At 68.2% G+C, this 17,397-nt stretch carries 20 protein-coding genes and 1 other RNA gene; 12 read left to right on the top strand and 9 right to left on the bottom strand.

Annotated elements, in window-relative coordinates; all coding sequences use genetic code 11:
- Positions 1-40: 40 nt before the first annotated feature.
- From fumC to GVY41_RS04800, 3 genes are all read left to right on the top strand, one after another.
- Positions 41-1,435 (top strand): class II fumarate hydratase, encoded by a 1,395-nt coding sequence (gene fumC, locus GVY41_RS04810; RefSeq protein ID WP_161343189.1) that lies wholly within the window; start codon positions 41-43, stop codon positions 1,433-1,435.
- Between the two features lie 96 nt (positions 1,436-1,531).
- Entirely contained in the window at positions 1,532-1,738 is a 207-nt protein-coding gene (locus GVY41_RS04805; RefSeq protein WP_161343191.1) for a DUF4169 family protein, read from the top strand.
- Complete coding sequence (locus GVY41_RS04800) at positions 1,735-1,962, top strand: ribbon-helix-helix domain-containing protein (protein WP_161343193.1); 228 nt, start codon at positions 1,735-1,737, stop codon at positions 1,960-1,962. Before GVY41_RS04805 ends, GVY41_RS04800 begins: the two co-directional genes overlap by 4 nt.
- Before the next feature lie 38 nt (positions 1,963-2,000).
- On the opposite strand, the gene GVY41_RS04795 is transcribed toward GVY41_RS04800, so the two are convergent.
- The 3 genes from GVY41_RS04795 to GVY41_RS04785 form a co-directional block, all read right to left on the bottom strand.
- Positions 2,001-2,732 carry an outer membrane protein gene (locus GVY41_RS04795; protein ID WP_161343196.1) on the bottom strand — a complete coding sequence of 244 codons (732 nt, stop codon included), beginning with the start codon at positions 2,730-2,732 and terminating at the stop codon, positions 2,001-2,003.
- Between the two features lie 143 nt (positions 2,733-2,875).
- Positions 2,876-3,234: a transfer-messenger RNA gene (ssrA, locus tag GVY41_RS04790) on the bottom strand.
- A 160-nt stretch (positions 3,235-3,394) separates the two neighbouring features.
- A complete protein-coding gene (locus GVY41_RS04785) occupies positions 3,395-4,441 on the bottom strand; it encodes an extracellular solute-binding protein (protein WP_161343198.1) in 1,047 nt (348 codons plus the stop codon).
- 219 nt (positions 4,442-4,660) lie between these two features.
- Here GVY41_RS04785 and GVY41_RS04780 point away from each other — a divergent pair, with 219 nt between their 5' ends.
- Positions 4,661-5,176 carry a DinB family protein gene (locus tag GVY41_RS04780; RefSeq protein ID WP_163535479.1) on the top strand — a complete coding sequence of 172 codons (516 nt, stop codon included), beginning with the start codon at positions 4,661-4,663 and terminating at the stop codon, positions 5,174-5,176.
- 13 nt (positions 5,177-5,189) lie between these two features.
- Here the strand turns inward: GVY41_RS04780 and GVY41_RS04775 are convergent, their stop codons facing one another.
- From GVY41_RS04775 to GVY41_RS04755, 5 genes are all read right to left on the bottom strand, one after another.
- On the bottom strand, positions 5,190-5,372 hold the full coding sequence (locus GVY41_RS04775; RefSeq protein WP_161656859.1) for a hypothetical protein: 183 nt from the start codon (positions 5,370-5,372) through the stop codon (positions 5,190-5,192).
- A 162-nt stretch (positions 5,373-5,534) separates the two neighbouring features.
- Positions 5,535-7,052: a tripartite tricarboxylate transporter permease gene (locus tag GVY41_RS04770; protein ID WP_161343200.1), complete on the bottom strand. Its 1,518-nt coding sequence runs from the start codon at positions 7,050-7,052 to the stop codon at positions 5,535-5,537.
- Entirely contained in the window at positions 7,049-7,549 is a 501-nt protein-coding gene (locus tag GVY41_RS04765; RefSeq protein ID WP_161343202.1) for a tripartite tricarboxylate transporter TctB family protein, read from the bottom strand. The genes GVY41_RS04770 and GVY41_RS04765 overlap by 4 nt, the downstream gene beginning before the upstream one ends.
- Positions 7,546-8,490, bottom strand: a complete 945-nt coding sequence (locus GVY41_RS04760; protein WP_161343204.1) for a Bug family tripartite tricarboxylate transporter substrate binding protein — start codon at positions 8,488-8,490, stop codon at positions 7,546-7,548. Before GVY41_RS04760 ends, GVY41_RS04765 begins: the two co-directional genes overlap by 4 nt.
- 211 nt (positions 8,491-8,701) lie before the next feature.
- On the bottom strand, positions 8,702-9,775 hold the full coding sequence (locus GVY41_RS04755) for an ABC transporter substrate-binding protein (RefSeq protein WP_161343206.1): 1,074 nt from the start codon (positions 9,773-9,775) through the stop codon (positions 8,702-8,704).
- A gap of 80 nt (positions 9,776-9,855) precedes the next feature.
- On the opposite strand from GVY41_RS04755, the gene GVY41_RS04750 reads away from it, so the two are divergent.
- Positions 9,856-10,530 (top strand): response regulator, encoded by a 675-nt coding sequence (locus tag GVY41_RS04750; RefSeq protein ID WP_161343208.1) that lies wholly within the window; start codon positions 9,856-9,858, stop codon positions 10,528-10,530.
- Complete coding sequence (locus GVY41_RS04745) at positions 10,527-11,957, top strand: sensor histidine kinase (protein WP_161343211.1); 1,431 nt, start codon at positions 10,527-10,529, stop codon at positions 11,955-11,957. The genes GVY41_RS04750 and GVY41_RS04745 overlap by 4 nt, the downstream gene beginning before the upstream one ends.
- Here the strand turns inward: GVY41_RS04745 and GVY41_RS04740 are convergent.
- A complete protein-coding gene (locus tag GVY41_RS04740; protein ID WP_229725944.1) occupies positions 11,954-13,147 on the bottom strand; it encodes an MFS transporter in 1,194 nt (397 codons plus the stop codon). The genes GVY41_RS04745 and GVY41_RS04740 overlap by 4 nt on opposite strands.
- Positions 13,148-13,741: 594 nt before the next feature.
- Here GVY41_RS04740 and GVY41_RS04735 point away from each other — a divergent pair.
- The 6 genes from GVY41_RS04735 to map all read left to right on the top strand — a co-directional run bounded on the left by GVY41_RS04735 (position 13,742) and on the right by map (position 17,379).
- Positions 13,742-14,179: a GNAT family N-acetyltransferase gene (locus tag GVY41_RS04735; RefSeq protein ID WP_161343215.1), complete on the top strand. Its 438-nt coding sequence runs from the start codon at positions 13,742-13,744 to the stop codon at positions 14,177-14,179.
- Positions 14,180-14,235: 56 nt separating this feature from the next.
- The gene (locus GVY41_RS04730; RefSeq protein ID WP_161343997.1) at positions 14,236-14,859 is read left to right on the top strand and encodes a DNA-3-methyladenine glycosylase family protein; all 624 of its coding nucleotides are present in this window, start codon (positions 14,236-14,238) and stop codon (positions 14,857-14,859) included.
- Entirely contained in the window at positions 14,856-15,518 is a 663-nt protein-coding gene (locus GVY41_RS04725) for an alpha/beta hydrolase (protein ID WP_161343217.1), read from the top strand. Before GVY41_RS04730 ends, GVY41_RS04725 begins: the two co-directional genes overlap by 4 nt.
- Before the next feature lie 63 nt (positions 15,519-15,581).
- Entirely contained in the window at positions 15,582-15,707 is a 126-nt protein-coding gene (locus tag GVY41_RS20500) for a hypothetical protein (protein WP_268234495.1), read from the top strand.
- A 279-nt stretch (positions 15,708-15,986) separates the two neighbouring features.
- Positions 15,987-16,586 (top strand): HNH endonuclease, encoded by a 600-nt coding sequence (locus GVY41_RS04720; protein ID WP_161343219.1) that lies wholly within the window; start codon positions 15,987-15,989, stop codon positions 16,584-16,586.
- A 34-nt stretch (positions 16,587-16,620) separates the two neighbouring features.
- Positions 16,621-17,379 (top strand): type I methionyl aminopeptidase, encoded by a 759-nt coding sequence (gene map / locus GVY41_RS04715; protein ID WP_161343221.1) that lies wholly within the window; start codon positions 16,621-16,623, stop codon positions 17,377-17,379.
- The last annotated feature ends 18 nt before the right edge of the window (positions 17,380-17,397 follow it).

Raw genomic sequence — 17,397 nt, 5'->3', positions numbered from 1 at the left:
TTCCTATCACCCGGGCGACCCCTTCAGGAGGCTTGCCCCGATGACAGCTACCCGCACCGAAACCGACAGCTTTGGCCCGCTTGAGGTTCCTTCCGACAAGTACTGGGGCGCGCAGACCCAGCGGTCGATCATCAACTTTCCCATCGGCTGGGAAAAGCAGCCCGTTGCGATCATCCGCGCGCTTGGCGTGATCAAGCAGGCGGCGGCCGAGGTGAACATGGCCACCGGCGCGCTCGATGCCAAGATCGGCACGGCGATGGTGCAGGCGGCCTCGGAAGTGGTGGCGGGCAAGTTCGACGACAACTTCCCGCTGGTCGTGTGGCAGACCGGGTCGGGCACCCAGTCGAACATGAACGCCAACGAGGTGGTGTCGAACCGCGCCATCGAGATCCTGGGCGGCGAGATGGGCTCGAAAAAACCCGTCCACCCCAATGATCACTGCAACATGGGGCAGTCGTCCAACGACACCTTCCCGACCGCGATGCACATCGCCATCGGCATGATGGCGCGCGATGTGCTGCTGCCGGGGCTGGAAAAGCTGCACGGCGCGCTGGCGGCGAAATCGGAAGAGTTCAAGGATATCATCAAGATCGGCCGCACCCATACCCAGGATGCGACGCCGCTGACGCTTGGCCAGGAATTCGGCGGCTATGCCCATCAGGTCGCCAAGGGCATCGAGCGGGTGAAGGCCTGCCTCGGCGACATCTATGAGCTGGCGCAGGGCGGCACCGCCGTCGGCACCGGGCTCAACACCAAGAAGGGTTGGGACAGGGCGATTGCGGCGAAGATCGCCGAGATCACCGATCTGCCTTTCGTGACCGCCCCCAACAAGTTCGAGGCGCTGGCCGCGCATGATGCGATGGTCATGTTCTCGGGCGCGCTGAAGACGGTGGCGGCGAGCCTGTTCAAGATCGCCAATGACCTGCGGCTGCTGGGGTCTGGCCCGCGCTCGGGCCTTGGCGAGCTGATCCTGCCCGAGAATGAACCGGGATCGTCGATCATGCCGGGCAAGGTCAACCCGACCCAGGCCGAGGCGCTGACCATGGTCTGCGCGCATGTGATGGGCAATGACGCGGCGGTGGGCTTTGCCGGCAGCCAGGGGCATTTCGAGCTGAACGTCTACAACCCGATGATGGCCTATAACGTGCTGCAATCCATGCAGCTTCTGGGCGATGCCGCCGCCAGCTTCACCGACAACATGGTGGTCGGCACGCAGGCGAACATCCCGCGGATCGAGAAGCTGATGCGCGAAAGCCTGATGCTGGTGACGGCGCTGGCGCCGACCATCGGCTATGATGCCGCGACCAAGGTGGCCAAGACCGCGCACAAGAACGGCACCACGCTGAAGGAAGAGGCGATCGCGCTTGGCTATGTCGATGCCGAGACCTTCGACCGTGTCGTGCGGCCGGAACTGATGATCGGGCCGGAAGACTGAGCAATCGAAGCGGCACGGAAATTCGGCGGCCCCCCCCTCGGGCCGCCGTTTGCTTTTGGGCCAGGGGTGCTAGGTTGGGGGGCAGGGGAGGCCGGCATGACTGAGATCATCAATCTGCGGCAGGCGCGCAAGCAGCGGGCGCGGGCCGAGGAGCGTAGCGAGGCGACGGCGCGGGCGGCGAAGTTCGGGCGCAGCAAGGCAGAGAAGGCTCTGGAAGACGCGCAGGCCGGGAAGGCTCGGGCGGCGCTGGACGGGCACAAGATCGAGGGGCAAGGGCGGGAGCCGGAAGGCGGCGAGGTATGAGCCGCCCGGTCAAACGCTCGCTGACCCTGCAGGGCCACCGCACCAGCGTGTCGCTGGAGGAGGAGTTCTGGCGCGCCTTCCGGGCGATTGCGCGCGAACGGGGCCAGGGCATCAACCAGCTGGCGGTTGAGATCGACGGCGGGCGGGCCGAGGATACCGGCCTTGCCACCGCGATCCGGCTGTTCGTGCTGGCCGATCTGCAGGCGCGGCTGGCCGCCAGATAAGGTGGGCCGGGGTGGGGGCTCCCCGGCCCGCCCCGCGGTCAGAAGCGGTAGGACAGCTTCATCTGCACGGTATGGAAATCGAAATCCTCATCCGAGCCGCGGGCATTGGTGCCGCCCGCCGGATCGGCGACGGAGAATGGGCCGCCCTGCAGGTTGGCCTCGTAGTCATTGCCGCCGAGGTTGACGTAGAGATACTCGGCCGAGAGCGACAGCCGGTCCGACAGCTTGCGCTCCACGCCAAGACCCGCCGCATAGCCGATCTTGTCATCCTGCCCGCCCGAGGTGGTGGTGGTCGCGCCCGAACCCGGCTGCGAATAGCTGAAATCCACATCGCCATAAGCCAGACCGGCGGTGCCGTAGAGCAGCGTGCTTGGCGTCACCAGATAGCCGATGCGGCTGCGCAGGGTGGCGTAGGTGTCAAGGTCACGGGCAATGGTATAGGTCGCGGGGGTAACGGAGCGGCCCTGCTGCTCATCCCCCAGATCCGCGAAGATCACGTCGCCGACGATGCCGTAGACGAGGTTGCCCTGCTGCTCGTCATAGCCGAAATGCAGGCCGCCGACGGCGCCTTCCTTGAAGTCGCCGGAAAAGCCGGGGGCGAAGGCGGTGTCGAGCGCGGGGCTGGAGGGCGACAGATCGAAGATGCCCTCGTCGTCGCTGAAGCCGGCGCCAAGGCTGACGCCGCCGTAATAGCCGGTCCAGTCCTGAGCCGTGGCAGCGGTGGCCCCGGCGACAAGCGCGAGCGGGAAGAGGAAAGCGGTGCGGAGCATGGGAGGGATCCTTCCTGTGGGTCGTGCATCCGGAACGATGCCTGCGCAGCTACGAAGCCGCGGCGGGCAGAGTTGCGGAGACGCGGGAAGGACGGCGGTCAACTGCGCGTGAGCGGGCGTGATCGGCTGTGATGAGGGGGGAAGGTGCAGGTTTCTGTTGCCAGGTACCTGCGAACCCCGCCTTACGCTGCTAAGCGCAAGGACTTAGTTTCGGCGACTCGAACTGCTTACGCAGCCAGAGCCATTGCCGGAGCACGGTTGTTGTTGGCAACTGTACATTTCGGACCGATAACGGTGGTACCTCACCGGGACAAAGCATAACCCCTTTAGACGTTCGTCGATCCTGTTTCGGCCCCATGCTCCCCCAACAAGGGAGTATATGGTGGAGCCGCCGGGTACCGCCCCCGGGTCCGAGCCGCTTATTACGAGCGCGTTTATGTCCATAGTCGGGGAACTCCCCGACAGCCCAGATATAGGACGCGGGCGGGGTGGGCGCAAGGGTGCGCCTGTGGCAGGACGCCGGGGGCGCTGCCCCCGGACCCCCGGGATATTTATGCCAGCAAGAATGAGAAAGTGGGGCTCCCGGAGCCGGAACGCGGACCGGCTACGCAGCCGGGCGCCGCCCCGGAAGGCGGCGCGAGGCGTTCAGCGATGCAACGGGATCAGAACCCGGCCTTGATCTTCTCGAACTCGGCCAGCTGCTTTTCACGCTGCTCGGCGCTGTTCGGGGTCTGCGCCAGGATCGGGGCGCTGATCTCGGTCAGGCCGGCGGTTTCCAGCGTCTCGGCATCGACCAGCGCCATGGCGGCGGTGCTGGCATGGCCATAGCCGATGGCATCGACGAGCGCGGGGCCAGCCTCGGGGCGCAGCCAGGCATTGATGAAGTCATAGAGCTTGTCTTCCGACCCGGGACCGTCCTTGAAGTTCACGAAGCCGCAGAACCAGGTCGAGGAGCCTTCGGTGGTCTCGCGCTGGAAGCCGACCGGGAAGCCGTCATCCTGCAGATAGGCGACGCCATCGTTCCACGACCAGGCCACCAGCACCTCGCCCGAGGCCATCAGCTGGCTCATCTCGGACGGGTCGGCCCAGTAGCTGCGCACATTGGCATGGGCCTTGCGCAGCCATTCGGCGGCGGCGGCGAACTGGTCATCGGTGATGTCGGTCCAGTCGGTGACGCCGGTCGCCAGATAGGCCAGGGCCCAGACATCGTCCGAGCTGTCGGGAATCGACACGCGGCCTTCGTATTTCGGGTCGAGGAATACCTGCAGCGAGGCGACATCCTCGACCGGCACTTCCTCGGTGTTGTAGGCAACCGCGGTGACACCCCAGTCCGCGGGGATATACCACACGCCCTCGTCATCCTTGAACACCGGCGAGTCGAGGAACTTGGGGTCGATATTGGCGAATTCCGGGATCTTGGTGACGTCCCAAGGCTCGATCAGCCCGGCATCGCGGTATTTGCCGACCATCTGCGAGCAGGGATGCGCGACATCGGCCTTGAAGCCCGAGGCGACCTTCTGGAAGGCCTCGTCATCATCGCCATAGAAGGAATAGGTGGGCGCATCGCCATGCTTTTCCACATAGGTGGCGAAGAGCCCTTCTTCCTCGAACCCGGCCCAGTCGAACACCAGAAGGTCCGGATCGGCAGCGAGGGCGGGCGCGGCGCACAGGAGGGCGGCGGAGGCAAGCAGCAGCGAATGGCGGGTCATGTCTGTCCTTTCGGCAATTGGTGCAGGAAGTCGTCCGGCCAAAGGCTAGGGCGAAGCGATTTTCTCAACAAGTGATTTGTCGGCGAGCGGCGCCCCTGCGGCGGCGGGACGCGGCGGATGCCGAAGGATGCGGCAGGACGCGAACGGCTGGCGGCAGCTTGACCGGCGGCGGCATGCGTGGCCTGATCCGGCTCCGAGAATTGCTAAAAGGGGGCTGGGATGATCACCTTGGACAGCTGCCGCGTGATGGCCCGCTACAATGCCTGGCAGAATGACAACCTCTATGCGGCGGCGGCGCTGCTGGAGGACGAGGGGCGGCGCGCCCCGCGCGGGGCGTTCTTCGGCTCGATCCATGCGACGCTGAACCATCTGCTCTGGGCCGACCGCATGTGGCTGAGCCGGTTTGGCCGCGGCGAGGCGCCGGGGGGCGGCATCGCGGGCAGCGTCGCTTTGGTGGCGGAGTGGCAGGCGCTGTGCGCCGCGCGGCGGGACATGGACGCCGTGATCGTGGACTGGGCCGACGCGCTGGCGCCAGAGGATCTGGCCGGCGATCTGGCCTGGTATTCGGGCGCGTCAGGCCGGGAAATGACCCGGCCCAAGGCGCTGTGCGTACTGCACCTCTTTAACCATCAGACCCATCACCGCGGGCAGGTCCATGCGATGCTGACCGCGGCAGGGGCGGTGCCCGGCCCGACCGATCTGGTCTTCGCGCCGGGCGAGATGCTGGGTGCCTGAACGGCCCCGCGGGTCAGATCGTCTTGGGGAAGCTGGCCGGGTCGATGCCGAGGGCGCGCAGCGCTTCGGGATCGGGGGTGCGGTGGGCTTCCATCGCGGCTGACACCGACCGGGCAGCGGCGAAAGCGGCAAAGAAGGTTGCCAGCGCATCGCGCAGCGTCGCCAGCGGGTTGTGGGTCATCGTGAGGGTCGTCATCTGTTTGGCCTTTCGGGTTTCGTCTGACCCATAGATGGGCGCACAGGGGCTTCGCTGCAACGCAGAAACTCGGAAGGTCCGCCATGCGCTGGACGCAAGGCATCCGGACAAGACAAAGGCCCGGCAGGGTGCCGGGCCTTGGCATTTCACGGGAGGAGGAGATCAGTCCTCGTCGCCCGCCATCTGGCGCAGCAGCGCGCCGCGGCCACGCATCCGCATCACCAGCGGCACGATCAGCGCCACCGCGGAAATGGCCAGCATTGTCGCGGAAATCGGCGAGGTCAGCAGCACCGTCCAGTCGCCCTGGCTGATCGACAGCGCCCGGCGCAGCTGTTGTTCCGCCATCGGCCCCAGGATCAGCCCCACCACGATCGGGGCGATCGGATAGCCGAACACCCGCATCCCATAGCCGACAAGGCCGAAGACCAGCAGCATCCCCAGCTCGAAGGTCGAGGGGTTGGCGCCGATGGTGCCAAGCGTGGCGAACAGCAGGATGCCGGCATAGAGCCAGGGTTTCGGGATGGTCAGCAGCTTTACCCAAAGCCCGATCATCGGCAGGTTCAGCACCAGCAGCATCGCGTTGGCGATCAGCAGGCTGGCGATCAGGCCCCAGACCAGTTCGGGGTTGGTCACGAACAGCAGCGGGCCCGGTTGCAGGCCGAATTGCTGGAAGCCGGCCAGCATGATCGCGGCGGTGGCGGTGGTCGGCAGCCCCAGCGTCAGCAGCGGCACCAGCGTGCCCGCCGCGCTGGCGTTGTTCGCAGCCTCGGGCCCGGCCACGCCCTCGATGGCGCCATGGCCGAACTCTTCGGGGTGCTTGGACAGCTTCTTCTCGGCCGCATAGGACAGGAAGGTGCCGACATCGGCGCCGCCCGCCGGCATCGCGCCGATGGGGAAGCCGATGAAGGTGCCGCGCAGCCAGGGCTTCCACGAGCGGGACCAGTCGGCCCGGCTCATCCAGACCGAGCCCTTGACGGCATGGACCTTGTCATCGCCGACATTGCCAAGCGCGGCGATGGCCAGCGCCTCGCCCACCGCGAACATCGCCACGGCCAGGGTAGTGACCTCGATCCCGTCCAGAAGATCGGGCACGCCGAAGCTCATCCGTGCCTGCCCGGTCAGCTGGTCGATGCCGAAGCACGCCAGCCCGAGGCCGAGGAACAGCGAGGTCAGCCCGCGCAGGGTGCTGTCGCCGAAGGCCGAGGACACGGTGACGAAGGCCAGCACCATCAGCGCGAAATACTCGCGCGGGCCGAAGACCAGCGCCAGTTTCACCACATGCGGGGCCAGGAAGGCCAGCAGCAGCGTGGCGATCAGGCCCGCCACGAACGAGCCGATGGCAGCGGTGGCGAGGGCAGGGCCGCCCCGGCCCTTGCGGGCCATCTTGTTGCCCTCCAGCGCGGTGATGATGCTCGCGCTCTCGCCGGGGGTGTTCAGCAGGATCGAGGTCGTCGATCCGCCATACATGCCGCCATAGTAGATCCCCGCGAACATGATCAGCGAGCCGGCCGGATCCAGCCGGTAGGTGACGGGCAGCAAGAGCGCCACGGTCAGCGCCGGGCCGATGCCGGGCAAGACACCGATGGCGGTGCCGATGGTCACCCCGATCAGCGCATAAAGCAGCAGCATCGGGTCCGACGCGGTGACGAGGCCCTGCATCAGGAAGTCGAACGAGCTCATGGTGCAGGTCTCCCGAAGAACAGGTTCTCCAGCGGGCCAGCGGGCAGGTTCAGCAGCAGCAGCTGCGAGAACACCATCCAGACGGCGAAGCTGAGCGCGATGCCGACGCCAAGCGCCAGCGGCAGGTTGCGCTGGCCAAAGGCCCGCGCGGTGAAGGCGAAGAGGACGCCGGTGGCGATGGAGAACCCGGCCACATTCAGCAGGACCAGCTGCGCCGCAAGGCCGGCGATGATCCACAGCACCGGGACAGGCTGCTGGCGCGGGCGCTCGGGGAAGTCGCCGCGCAGCGCGGCGGCGACAGTCCAGACCGCCAGCAGGATCAGCGCGATCCCCACCATCCGCGGCACCGTGCCGGGGCCGACCCCGGAATAGCCGCCGAAATCGGCCAGCCGCGCGGCATCGACCACGATCACGCCGCCGAACAGGGCCAGCCCGGCAGCGACGGCCAGGGCCGCCCTGTCAGGGCGGCGCTGCGTTTCATGCTGCTTGACGCTCATTTCACCAGACCGATGTCCTTGAGGACAGTCTCGGTGGCGGTGATGTCGGCGGCCAGCTGCGCCTCGAACTCGGGACCGGCGAGGTAGGTATCGGCCCAGCCTTTGGTCGCCAGCTGTTCCTGCCAGGCGGCCGATTTCACCATCGCCTCGATATCCGCGGAAACCGTGGCCTTCTGCTCGTCGCTCAGGCCCGGGGCCGCGGCGACCATGCGCCAGTTCTGCAGGACCACATCCAGGCCCGCCTCTTTCAGCGTCGGCGCGTCCACGCCCTCGATCCGTTCTTCCGAGCTGACGGCCAGCAGGCGCAGCGTGCCCGACTCGACCTGGGACACGAATTCTCCCAGCGAGGAGATGCCCGCGGTGACCTGGCTGCCCAGAATGGCCGCCAGAGCCTCGCCGCCGCCCGAATAGGCGATGTAGTTGATCTTGGTCGGATCGACGCCAGCGGCCTTGGCCAGCAGGCCCACCGCGATATGGTCGGCCCCGCCGGCCGAGCCGCCGGCCCAGCTGACCGCGCCCGGATCGGCCTTCAGCGCCTCGACCAGTTCCTCGATGGTCTGGATCGGCGAGGCGGCGGGCACGACGATGGCCTCATACTCGCCGGTCAGGCGGGCAATCGGGGTCACCGCCTCAAGGCCGACGGGGGCGTTGTTGGTCAGGATCGCGCCGACCATCACGTAGCCGCCGACGATCAGCGCATTGGCATTGCCCTCGTTCTGGCTGGCGAATTGCGCAAGCCCGATGGTGCCGCCGGCGCCGGGCACGTTCTGCACCTGGACATTGCCCGAGATGCCTTCGTCCTGCAGCACGGCCTGCATGGTGCGGGCGGTCTGGTCCCAGCCGCCGCCGGGATTGGCCGGGGCGATGATCGTGTAGTCGGCGGCCATTGCCGGCAGCGCGACGGCGCCGGCCAGAATGGTTGCAAGCATGAGTTTCTTCATTGCGGTCTCCTCCCAGGGGCGCCCGCTTGGGGCGCCGGACATGTGACGGGGCAGGGCTGGCCGGTTGGTGTTGGCGCGCCTCCCCCCGAAGCGCGGGCGCTGCCTCCACAGCACCCATGCGTCCATTCAGCACAGGAACCTGTCATCTGCCTGACATGAGCGGCGAAAAAATGCGCAGATGCGAAAAAGGAGTTTGGCGGCGGGGGCTGCGTCAGTCGCCCGCCAGCGCCGAGTTCCACCGCGCGATCAGCCGGGCCCGCTTGGCCTGGTCGAGATAGACCAGCAGGCCGGGGCTGACCGGCACCGGGCGCAGCTGGCCCCCCAGCGTGTCCTGCATGGCGCGGGCGCTGTTGCGGTCTGCCACCTCGAGGCTCACGGCAGGCAGGCGCAGCTCTTCGGCCAGGATGGTCTGCCCGGCGCGGGACAGGAAGAACCCCAGCATCTTCGCCCCCAGATCGGGGCTGCGCGCCGCCCGCGGCACCAGCCCGATGCGCGAGGCGACGACGGTATAGTCGCGCGGCAGCACCAGCCCGACATCGGGATGCTCGCGCGCCCAGTCGGCGGCATAGGAGCCGAGGATGTTGTAGCCCATCGCCAGCCGCCCGTCGGACACCCGTTCGAGGATGTCCTGACTGGTGGGGAATTGCTGCACCCCCGCCGCGCCCATGGCGCGGACGACCGACCAGATATCGGGGAAATGCTCCTGATCGCGGGCGAGGAACAGATAGCCGACGCCGGAGCGTTCAATGTCATAGGTGCCGATGCGGCCCTGCACATCGGTGCCCGTGCGCATCCAGTCCAGAAACTCGGCGCGGGTGGCGGGGGGCGGGGCATCCCGGAAGCTGGGCTTGTGATAGACGAAGACCGCCGGTTCGAACGTCATCGCATAGGCGGTGTCGCGCCAGTTGGCCCAGTCCGGCCAGTCATCGGTTTCGGGCGCGGTGACGGGGACAGCATAGCCGTCATTGACCAGCTTCACCTGCAGGTCCATCGCCGAAGAGAAGGCGAAATCGGCTGTGGGCTGGCCGGCATCGGTCTCGGCGGTGATGCGGGCATGGATCTCGCCGGTCAGGATGTCCTCGTAGCGCACGGCGATATCGGGGTTCTGGGCCTGAAATCCGACGATCAGCGGGATCGCCAGCCGCTCATCGAGCGAGGAATAGACCAGGATCTCGCGCGCTGCCGTGCCCGAGGGGGCGGGGAACAGGAACATCTCGGCCCGTGCGCCTGGGGCCCACAGCGCAGTGACAAGCGCAAGCGAGAGGATGCGGCAAAGGACGATCATGGCGGGCAGGATGCCCCAGCGGCAGCCCGTTCACAAGCGCGGGCTCGGCCGCTAAGGTCGCGGGGCAGAGGGGGCCCAACATGCGGATATTGCTGGTCGAGGATAACCGCGCGCTGGCCGAGGGGCTGGCGACGATCCTGCGCGGCACCGGCCATGCGGTGGATGTGGTGCAGGACGGCGCCTCGGCCGAGGTGCTGGCGGCGGCGGAAAGCTTCGACTTGGTGATCCTCGATCTGAACCTGCCGCAGATGGATGGGCTGTCGGTGCTGCGCGCGATGCGCGATCGCCAGAACCGCGCCGCCGTACTGATCCTGACGGCGCGGGGCAGCGCCGAGGACCGCATCCGCGGCCTCGACCTTGGCGCCGATGACTACATGGTCAAGCCCTTCGACGTGGGCGAACTGGAGGCGCGGGTGCGATCCTTGCTGCGCCGGCAGGCGGGCCTGCGCGCCTCGAGCGTCAGCTTCGGCGCGGTGACGCTGGACCTGACCAGCCGCAGCTTTGTCGCCGATGGCGCGGCGCTGGACATCCCGGCACGGGAACGCGCGCTGCTGGAGGTGCTGTTCACCCGCGCGGGCAAGGTGGTGGCGAAGGAGGCGATCGTGCAATCGCTCACCAGCCTCGATGACGATCTCAGCGGCAACGCGATCGAGCAATATGTCAGCCGCCTGCGCAAGCGGCTGGCCCCGCACGGGCTGACGGTGCGCACCGCGCGCGGCATCGGCTATTACCTCGACCGGCTGGCAGAGGGATGACGCCGGGGATTTCAGCCCATGCCGCCTATTCGCTGCGCCGGCGGCTGCTGGGATGGCTGCTGATCTCGACCGCGGTGCTGGGGGTGCTGGCGCTGGTCGACACCTGGCGCGAGGCGGTGCGCACCGCCAACACCGTGTCCGACCGGGTGCTGTTCGGATCTGCGCTGGCGATTGCCGAGCGGGTGACGGTGGATGAGGATGGCGGGCTGCAGGTCGATATCCCCTATTCCGCGCTGGAAATGCTGTCTTCCGCCGCGCAGGACCGGGTCTTCTACCGCGTCGATGGCCCGCCCGGCACCTTCCTGACCGGCTATGACCAGCTGCCGATCCTTGATGGCCCCTCCGACAGCCCGGTCTTCGCCGATGGCAGTTTCGGCGGCGAGCCGATCCGCATCGCCTCGCTGCACCGCGCCGCCTCCACCGGCATCGATTCGGTGCCGTTCACGGTGATCGTGGCGGAAACCACGGCAGCGCGGCGGGCGCTGACCGGCACGATCCTGCTGCGGTCGGCGCTGCGGCTGGCGGGGATGATCGGGGGCGCGGCGTTGATCGTCTGGGTGGCGGTGACGCTGTCGCTGCGACCCTTGTACCGGCTCGGGGAGGCGATCGCCCTGCGCTCCCCCGACGATCTGCGGCCCATCGAGCAGGCGGCGCCGAACGAGGTGCGCGGGCTGGTCGATACGGTGAACAGCTTCATGCTGCGGCTGGAGACGGCGCTGCGCGCGATGCGCAGCTTCACCGGCAATGCCAGCCACCAGCTGCGCACGCCGCTGGCGGTGGTGCGCACCCAGCTGGCACTGGCAGTGCGGGCGGGCGATCTGCCGGCTGCGCGGGCGGCGGCGCAGGCCGGGGATGCGGCGCTGGCCGAGGCGGAGCGGATCCTGGCGCAACTGCTGCTGCTGGCGAGGGTCGATGCGGCGGGCGGCGCGCCGTTGCCCGATGCACCGCTGGATCTGGTCGCGCTGGCCCGCGATCTGACGGCCGAGAAGGTGCCGGCGGCGGCCGAGGCGGGGATCGACCTTGGCTTTGCCGGGGAGGGTCTGGTGCCGGTGCGGGCCGAGCCGGTGCTGCTGGGGGAGCTGCTGCGCAACCTTCTGGACAATGCGCTGACCTATGCCGGGCGCGGCGCCGAGGTGACGGTGCGGGTCTTCGCCTCAGCCGAGGGCGGCGCGGTGCTGGCGGTGGAGGACGACGGGCCGGGCATCGCCCCCGACCGCCGCTCGGCGCTGCGCGGCCGCTTCGTGCGCGGCGCCGAGGACGGCGATCACCCGGCGGGGATGGGCCTCGGCCTTGCCATCGTCGAGGAGATCGCCACGCTGTTCGGAGGGCGGCTCAGCCTTGAGGATGCGGCGCCGATGGACGGGGTGAAGGACCGGGCCGGGCACCGGGGCCTCGTGGTGCGGGTGGCGTTTCCGCCGGGCGCCTAGGCCTCGCGCGGGCGCAGTATCAGCCAGATCAGCGCGCCGCCCGCCGCCACCAGGAACGGCACCATCGCCAGGTTCACCGCCTGCCATCCGGCCTCGACGGTGCCGCCCGAGCAGTTCATCAGCCCGCCCGACGACAGCGAGGCCAGGAACACCCCGCCGAACACCACGAAGTCGTTGACGCCCTGGATCGTCCCCCGTTCCTCGGGCTTGTGCGCCGAGGTCAGCATCGCGGTCGATCCGATGAACCCGAAGTTCCAGCCCACCCCCAGCAGGATCAGCGCCACGAAGAACTGCTCCAGTTCCACCCCCGACAGCGCGACGAGGCCCGAGGCGGCGAGGATCACCAGCCCCAGCCCCACGATCACCTCTTTTCCGAACCGCGCGATGAGGTGGCCGGTGAAGAACGAGGGCAGATACATCGCCAGCACATGCGCGCTGACGATGTCGGCGGCATGACCCTCGGTGAAGCCGCAGCCGACGACCGCCAGTGGGGTCGAGGTCATGACGAGGTTCATCAGCGCATAGGAGACGGTGGCGCAGATCATCGCCACGATGATCACCGGCTGGCGCAGCAGCACCTTCAGCGGCCGTCCTGCGGCGAGGCTGCCCTTGGGCGCGGGCGGGGTGCGCGGGATGTCGAGGAACGAGAACAGCAGCGGCCCGGTCAGGTTCAGCACGATCACCGCGAGGTAGGTGGCGAAGAACGGCACCACCATCGCCTGCGAGGTGACCTTGACCAGCTGCGGCCCGAGGATCGCCGCCGCAAGGCCGCCCGCCATCACGTAGGAGATTGCCTTGGCCTGAAACTCCGGCGGGGCAGTGTCGGTCGCGGCGAAGCGGTAGAAGCCCTGCGCGCTCATGTACACCCCGGTGAAGAGCGCGCCGAACATGAACAGCCCGAAGGAGCCATACCACAGCGCGGCTGCGCTGATCGCCGCCCCGAGCGCGCCCGATCCGGTGGCGAGCGTGAAGCCCGCGCGGCGCCCGTAATGCTGCATGAACCGCGAGAGGCGGGTCGAGGACAGCACCGAGCCAAGGATGATCAGCGACAGCGGCAGCGTGGCGAAACAGGGATTGCTCGCCAGCGACTGCCCCGCCAGCCCGCCGACGGTGAAGATCATCGACATCTGCGCGCCCAGGATCGCCTGCGCCGCGACCAGCACCGCCACGTTGCGCCGGGCGCGGGGCATGGAGCACTCGGTCGGCGGGGCGGCGGGGGGCAGGGCTTCGCCCGGCACGGCAGCGGAATCGGGGGAGGACAGATCTGACATGGTGAATGCGTAGCGGGTGAGCGGCGTGGGGGGAAGGGGGAGGGTTGGCTTCTGGGATGCCCGGTCCGAACTCATGCGGATCTGAGCGGTCGGGTCGGGCGGGAATAGGCGAGGCACTGCCTCGCCCCCGCCCGTGGGAGACCTATCCCCCGGTACCATCGGCCGCACGAGACCGTGTGAGGCCAGCGCCCGCCAGAGGCGGGGCGGGCGCTGGCCGGGCCTTTGAGGCCCGTCCGGTGCGGAATGAGATGGCGGTCAGTGGCGAAGGCGATGGCCTTCGCCATGGCGTGCGGGGCGAGGGGAGCGGCTTCTTGTTGCTTTTGCGAGGCCCGACCTCAGCCCGTGCAGACCGGCGGGCGAAGGCGATGGCCTTCGCCAAGGGCCCGGCGCCAGAAGACTGCTCGGCAAGGCGGCTCCGGCCCGCCCGGTCATCCCACCACGCAAAGGGGGAAGCTTTTCTCCGTGCCGCTTCTTCTTTACCTCGCCTCGAGAGCGAACGCAGGAGCGAACACCATGACTGCCCAGATCAGACCCGCCACCGTCGCCGATGTCGCTGGCATCTTCCGCGTGCGCCTATCGGTGCGCGAGAACCACCTGAGTCTGGCGCAACTGGCCGAGATGGGCATTACCGAGGCGTCGATCACGCAGATGATCCGCGCCGCGCCCTGCGCCTGGGTGGCGGTGGAGGGCGGCGCGGTCATCGGCTTCTCGATGGTGGATCTCGAGGAAGGATCGCTCTTCGCGGCCTTCGTGCTGCCCTTGCAGGAGGGGCGCGGCCTTGGCAAGGCGTTGGTGCTGGCGGCGGAGGAGGCGTTGTTCGGGAGGCATCCGGTGATCTGGCTGGAAACCGGCGCGGCGAGCCGGGCCGCGGGCTTCTACCGCCGCCTCGGCTGGGGCCATGCGCAGGACATCGGCGAGGGGGACATCCGTCTGGAAAAGCGGTGCGGCTGAGCGCCCCTCTGGCCTTGCCGTGCCAGCCGGGGCAGGGTGCCAAGATGACCCACACCATGACCCACCGCCTCATCGACACCCCGGCCCACCTCGCAGAAGGGGCCGCGCACCTGCTGCGGATCGAGCCGCGCTTCGCGCCGGCGCTGGCCGAGCCCCTGCCGTTGCGCCGCAGGCCGGACGGGTTCGGCGCGCTGGTGGATGCGGTGGTCAGCCAGCAGGTCTCGGTCGCCTCGGCCGCGGCGATCCACGGGCGGATGCTGGCGGCGGGGCTGACCGATCCGGCGGCGCTGGCGCTTGCCAGCGACGAAACCTTGCGGGCCGCGGGCCTGTCGCGCCAGAAGATCCGCTATTTGCGCGGGATTGCGGCTGCCGATCTCGACTATGCCGCCCTGCGCGCCGCCCCGGATGCCGAGGTGATCGCGCGGCTGGTGGCGCTGCCCGGCATCGGGCCCTGGACGGCCGAGATCTATGCGATGTTCAGCCTGGGCCGCGCCGATGTCTTCGCGCCGGGAGACCTTGCGCTGCAGGAGGCGGCGCGGCTGCTGTTCGGTCTGCCCGTACGGCCCTCCGCCCGCCAGCTCCGCACCATGGCCGAAGCCTGGTCCCCCTGCCGGGCGGTTGCGGCGCGGGCGCTGTGGGCTTACTACCGGATGGCCAGAAGCCGAGAGGGGATCCGATGACGCGCGAACTGCAATTTGGCCGCAAGGCCGCGAAATCGGGCAATGCCCGGTCCATGGTGGTGTTCCTGCATGGCTATGGCGCCGACGGGGCCGACCTTCTGGGCCTCGCCGATCCGCTGGCCCCGCATCTGCCGGGCACGGTTTTTGTGGCCCCCGACGCGCCCGAACCCTGTGCCGGCAATCCCTTTGGCCGGCAGTGGTTCCCGATCCCCTGGCTGGACGGGTCCAGCGAGGCGGCGGCGACCGAAGGGCTGGCGCGCGCGGCAGTGGATCTGAACGCCTTCCTCGATGCTCAACTGGCCGCCGAAGGGCTGCTGCCTTCACAACTGGCGCTCGTCGGCTTTTCGCAGGGCACGATGATGGCGCTGCAGGTGGCGCCGCGGCGGGCAGAGCCGATTGCGGCGCTGGTGGGCTTTTCCGGCCGGCTGCTGAAGCCCGAACTGCTGGCGGCGGAGGCGGTCTCGAAACCCCCGGTGCTGCTGCTGCATGGCGATGCCGATGAGATGGTGCCGTTCCGCGACATGGAACTGGCGGGCGACGCGCTGGTGGTGGCGGGATTCGAGGTTTACGGCCATGTGATGAAGGGCACCGGACATGGAATTGCGCCCGATGGCCTTTCGGTGGCGCTTTCTTTCCTGAAGGACCGACTTGGCGCCTGATCGCCCTTGAACCCCGTTGCAGAGGGGTTACATTGGGATCAACAGATACTGGAGGAACCAAAGATGGACTATGCACTGATCGCCGCCCTCGCTCTGGCCGTTCAAGGCGTCGTCCTTGTCGCCTTCCTCCAGATGCCGCGCCGCAAGATGCAGCCCGTTCGCGTCGTGGCGACCCGCCGCAGCCGCTGAGGCTGCCATCAGCGCCCTTGGCGCAAGCAAGTGTGAGACAGCGGCGCCCCCGTGGGAGCGCCGTTTTTTTATGCCGCAAGGCGGCATGGCGATCCTCCGCCGCCCGGGCGGGGCCCGCGTCATTCCCTTGTCACGTTCCTGGGATACCCGATGCTGCGACGGCACCATTCCAGATCACGGGGCTTGTCAGGCGGAACACGCCAGATATAGTCGAATCGTTCCGGGGCGGGTTCCCGCTCTGGTGCCGGACCGGGCAGTGAGGGCAAGGACGGAGTCACGATGCTTGACCACAGCGAAGACGCAGACTTCAGGACCAGTTTCGTGCGCGAACCGGCGTCGCTGAAGCATTACCCCGCGCTGGTGCTCAACGCCGATTACCGGCCGCTCTCTTATTATCCGCTGTCGCTCTGGCCCTGGCAGGAGGCGATAAAGGCGGTGTTCCTCGACCGGGTCGAGATCCTCGCGCAATATGACGAGGTGGTGCGCAGTCAGCGCGCCGAGTTCCGGATACCCTCGGTGGTGGTGCTCAAGGATTACGTCAAACCCCAGAAGCGCGTGGCCTTCACGCGCTTCAATCTTTTTCTGCGGGACGAGTTCTGTTGCCAGTACTGCGGCAGCCGCGGCGATCTGACCTTCGACCATGTGCTGCCCCGCTCGCGCGGTGGCATCACCAGCTGGGAGAATGTCGTGGCGGCGTGCTCGCCTTGCAACCTGAAGAAGGCCAACAAGCTGCTGCGCCAGGCCGGGATGCAGCTGCGCAAGCCGCCGCGCCAGCCCTCGGCCGAGGAGATGCGCAACACCGGCCGCCGCTTCCCGCCGAACTACCTGCATGACAGCTGGATCGATTTCCTCTACTGGGACGCGGAACTCGAAGAGTAGGGGGCGCCCCTGCCGCACCCCGGAAGGGCGCTCCATGACCATCACCCATCAGGACGAGCTGGACGGGCTGAAAACCATCGGCGGCATCGTCGCGCGCACAATGCACGCGATGGCAAAGGCGATGGAGCCGGGGATGACCACGCGCGAGCTCGATGCCATCGGCCGCGCGCTGCTGGAGCGGGAGGGGGCCATCCCGGCGCCCGAGGCGACCTATGACTTCCCGGGCGCGACCTGCATCAGCGTCAATGAAGAGATCGCGCACGGCATTCCCGGCGGGCGGGTCCTGAAGGCGGGCGATCTGGTCAATATCGACGTCTCGGCCAGCAAGGCCGGCTATTTCGCCGATACCGGTGCCAGTTTCCGCATCGCGCCGGTGCGCCCCTCGCTGGACCGCCTTTGCCGCGATGGCAAGCGGGCGATGCAGATCGGCATCGCGCAGGTCGGGCATGGCAAGCCGCTGGCGGGGATCGGCAATGCCGTGGGCCGGTTTGCGCAGGCCAAGGGCTACACCCTGATCCGCAACCTTGCCAGCCACGGGGTCGGCCGGGCGCTGCATGAGGACCCCGAGGAGGTGCCGACCTGGCCCACGCGCGACAAGCGCCGCATCCACCGGGGCCTCGTGCTGACGGTGGAGCCGTTCCTGTCGAAGGGCGGGATCTGGGCGACCGAGGGCACGGGCACCCGCGCTGACGGATGGACGCTCTACAGCGAGCCCGCCGCGCCGGTGGTACAATATGAGCATACGGTGGTGGCGACGGATCGCGGGGCGTTGATCGTCACATTGCCGAACTGAGGGGGCGGGAGCGGGCCT

This window comes from Frigidibacter albus, assembly GCF_009908165.1.
Classification (GTDB): Bacteria; Pseudomonadota; Alphaproteobacteria; order Rhodobacterales; family Rhodobacteraceae; genus Frigidibacter; species Frigidibacter albus.
Note: the sequence above shows the minus strand (reverse complement) of the source record. Positions and strands in the feature narration are given on the sequence as shown.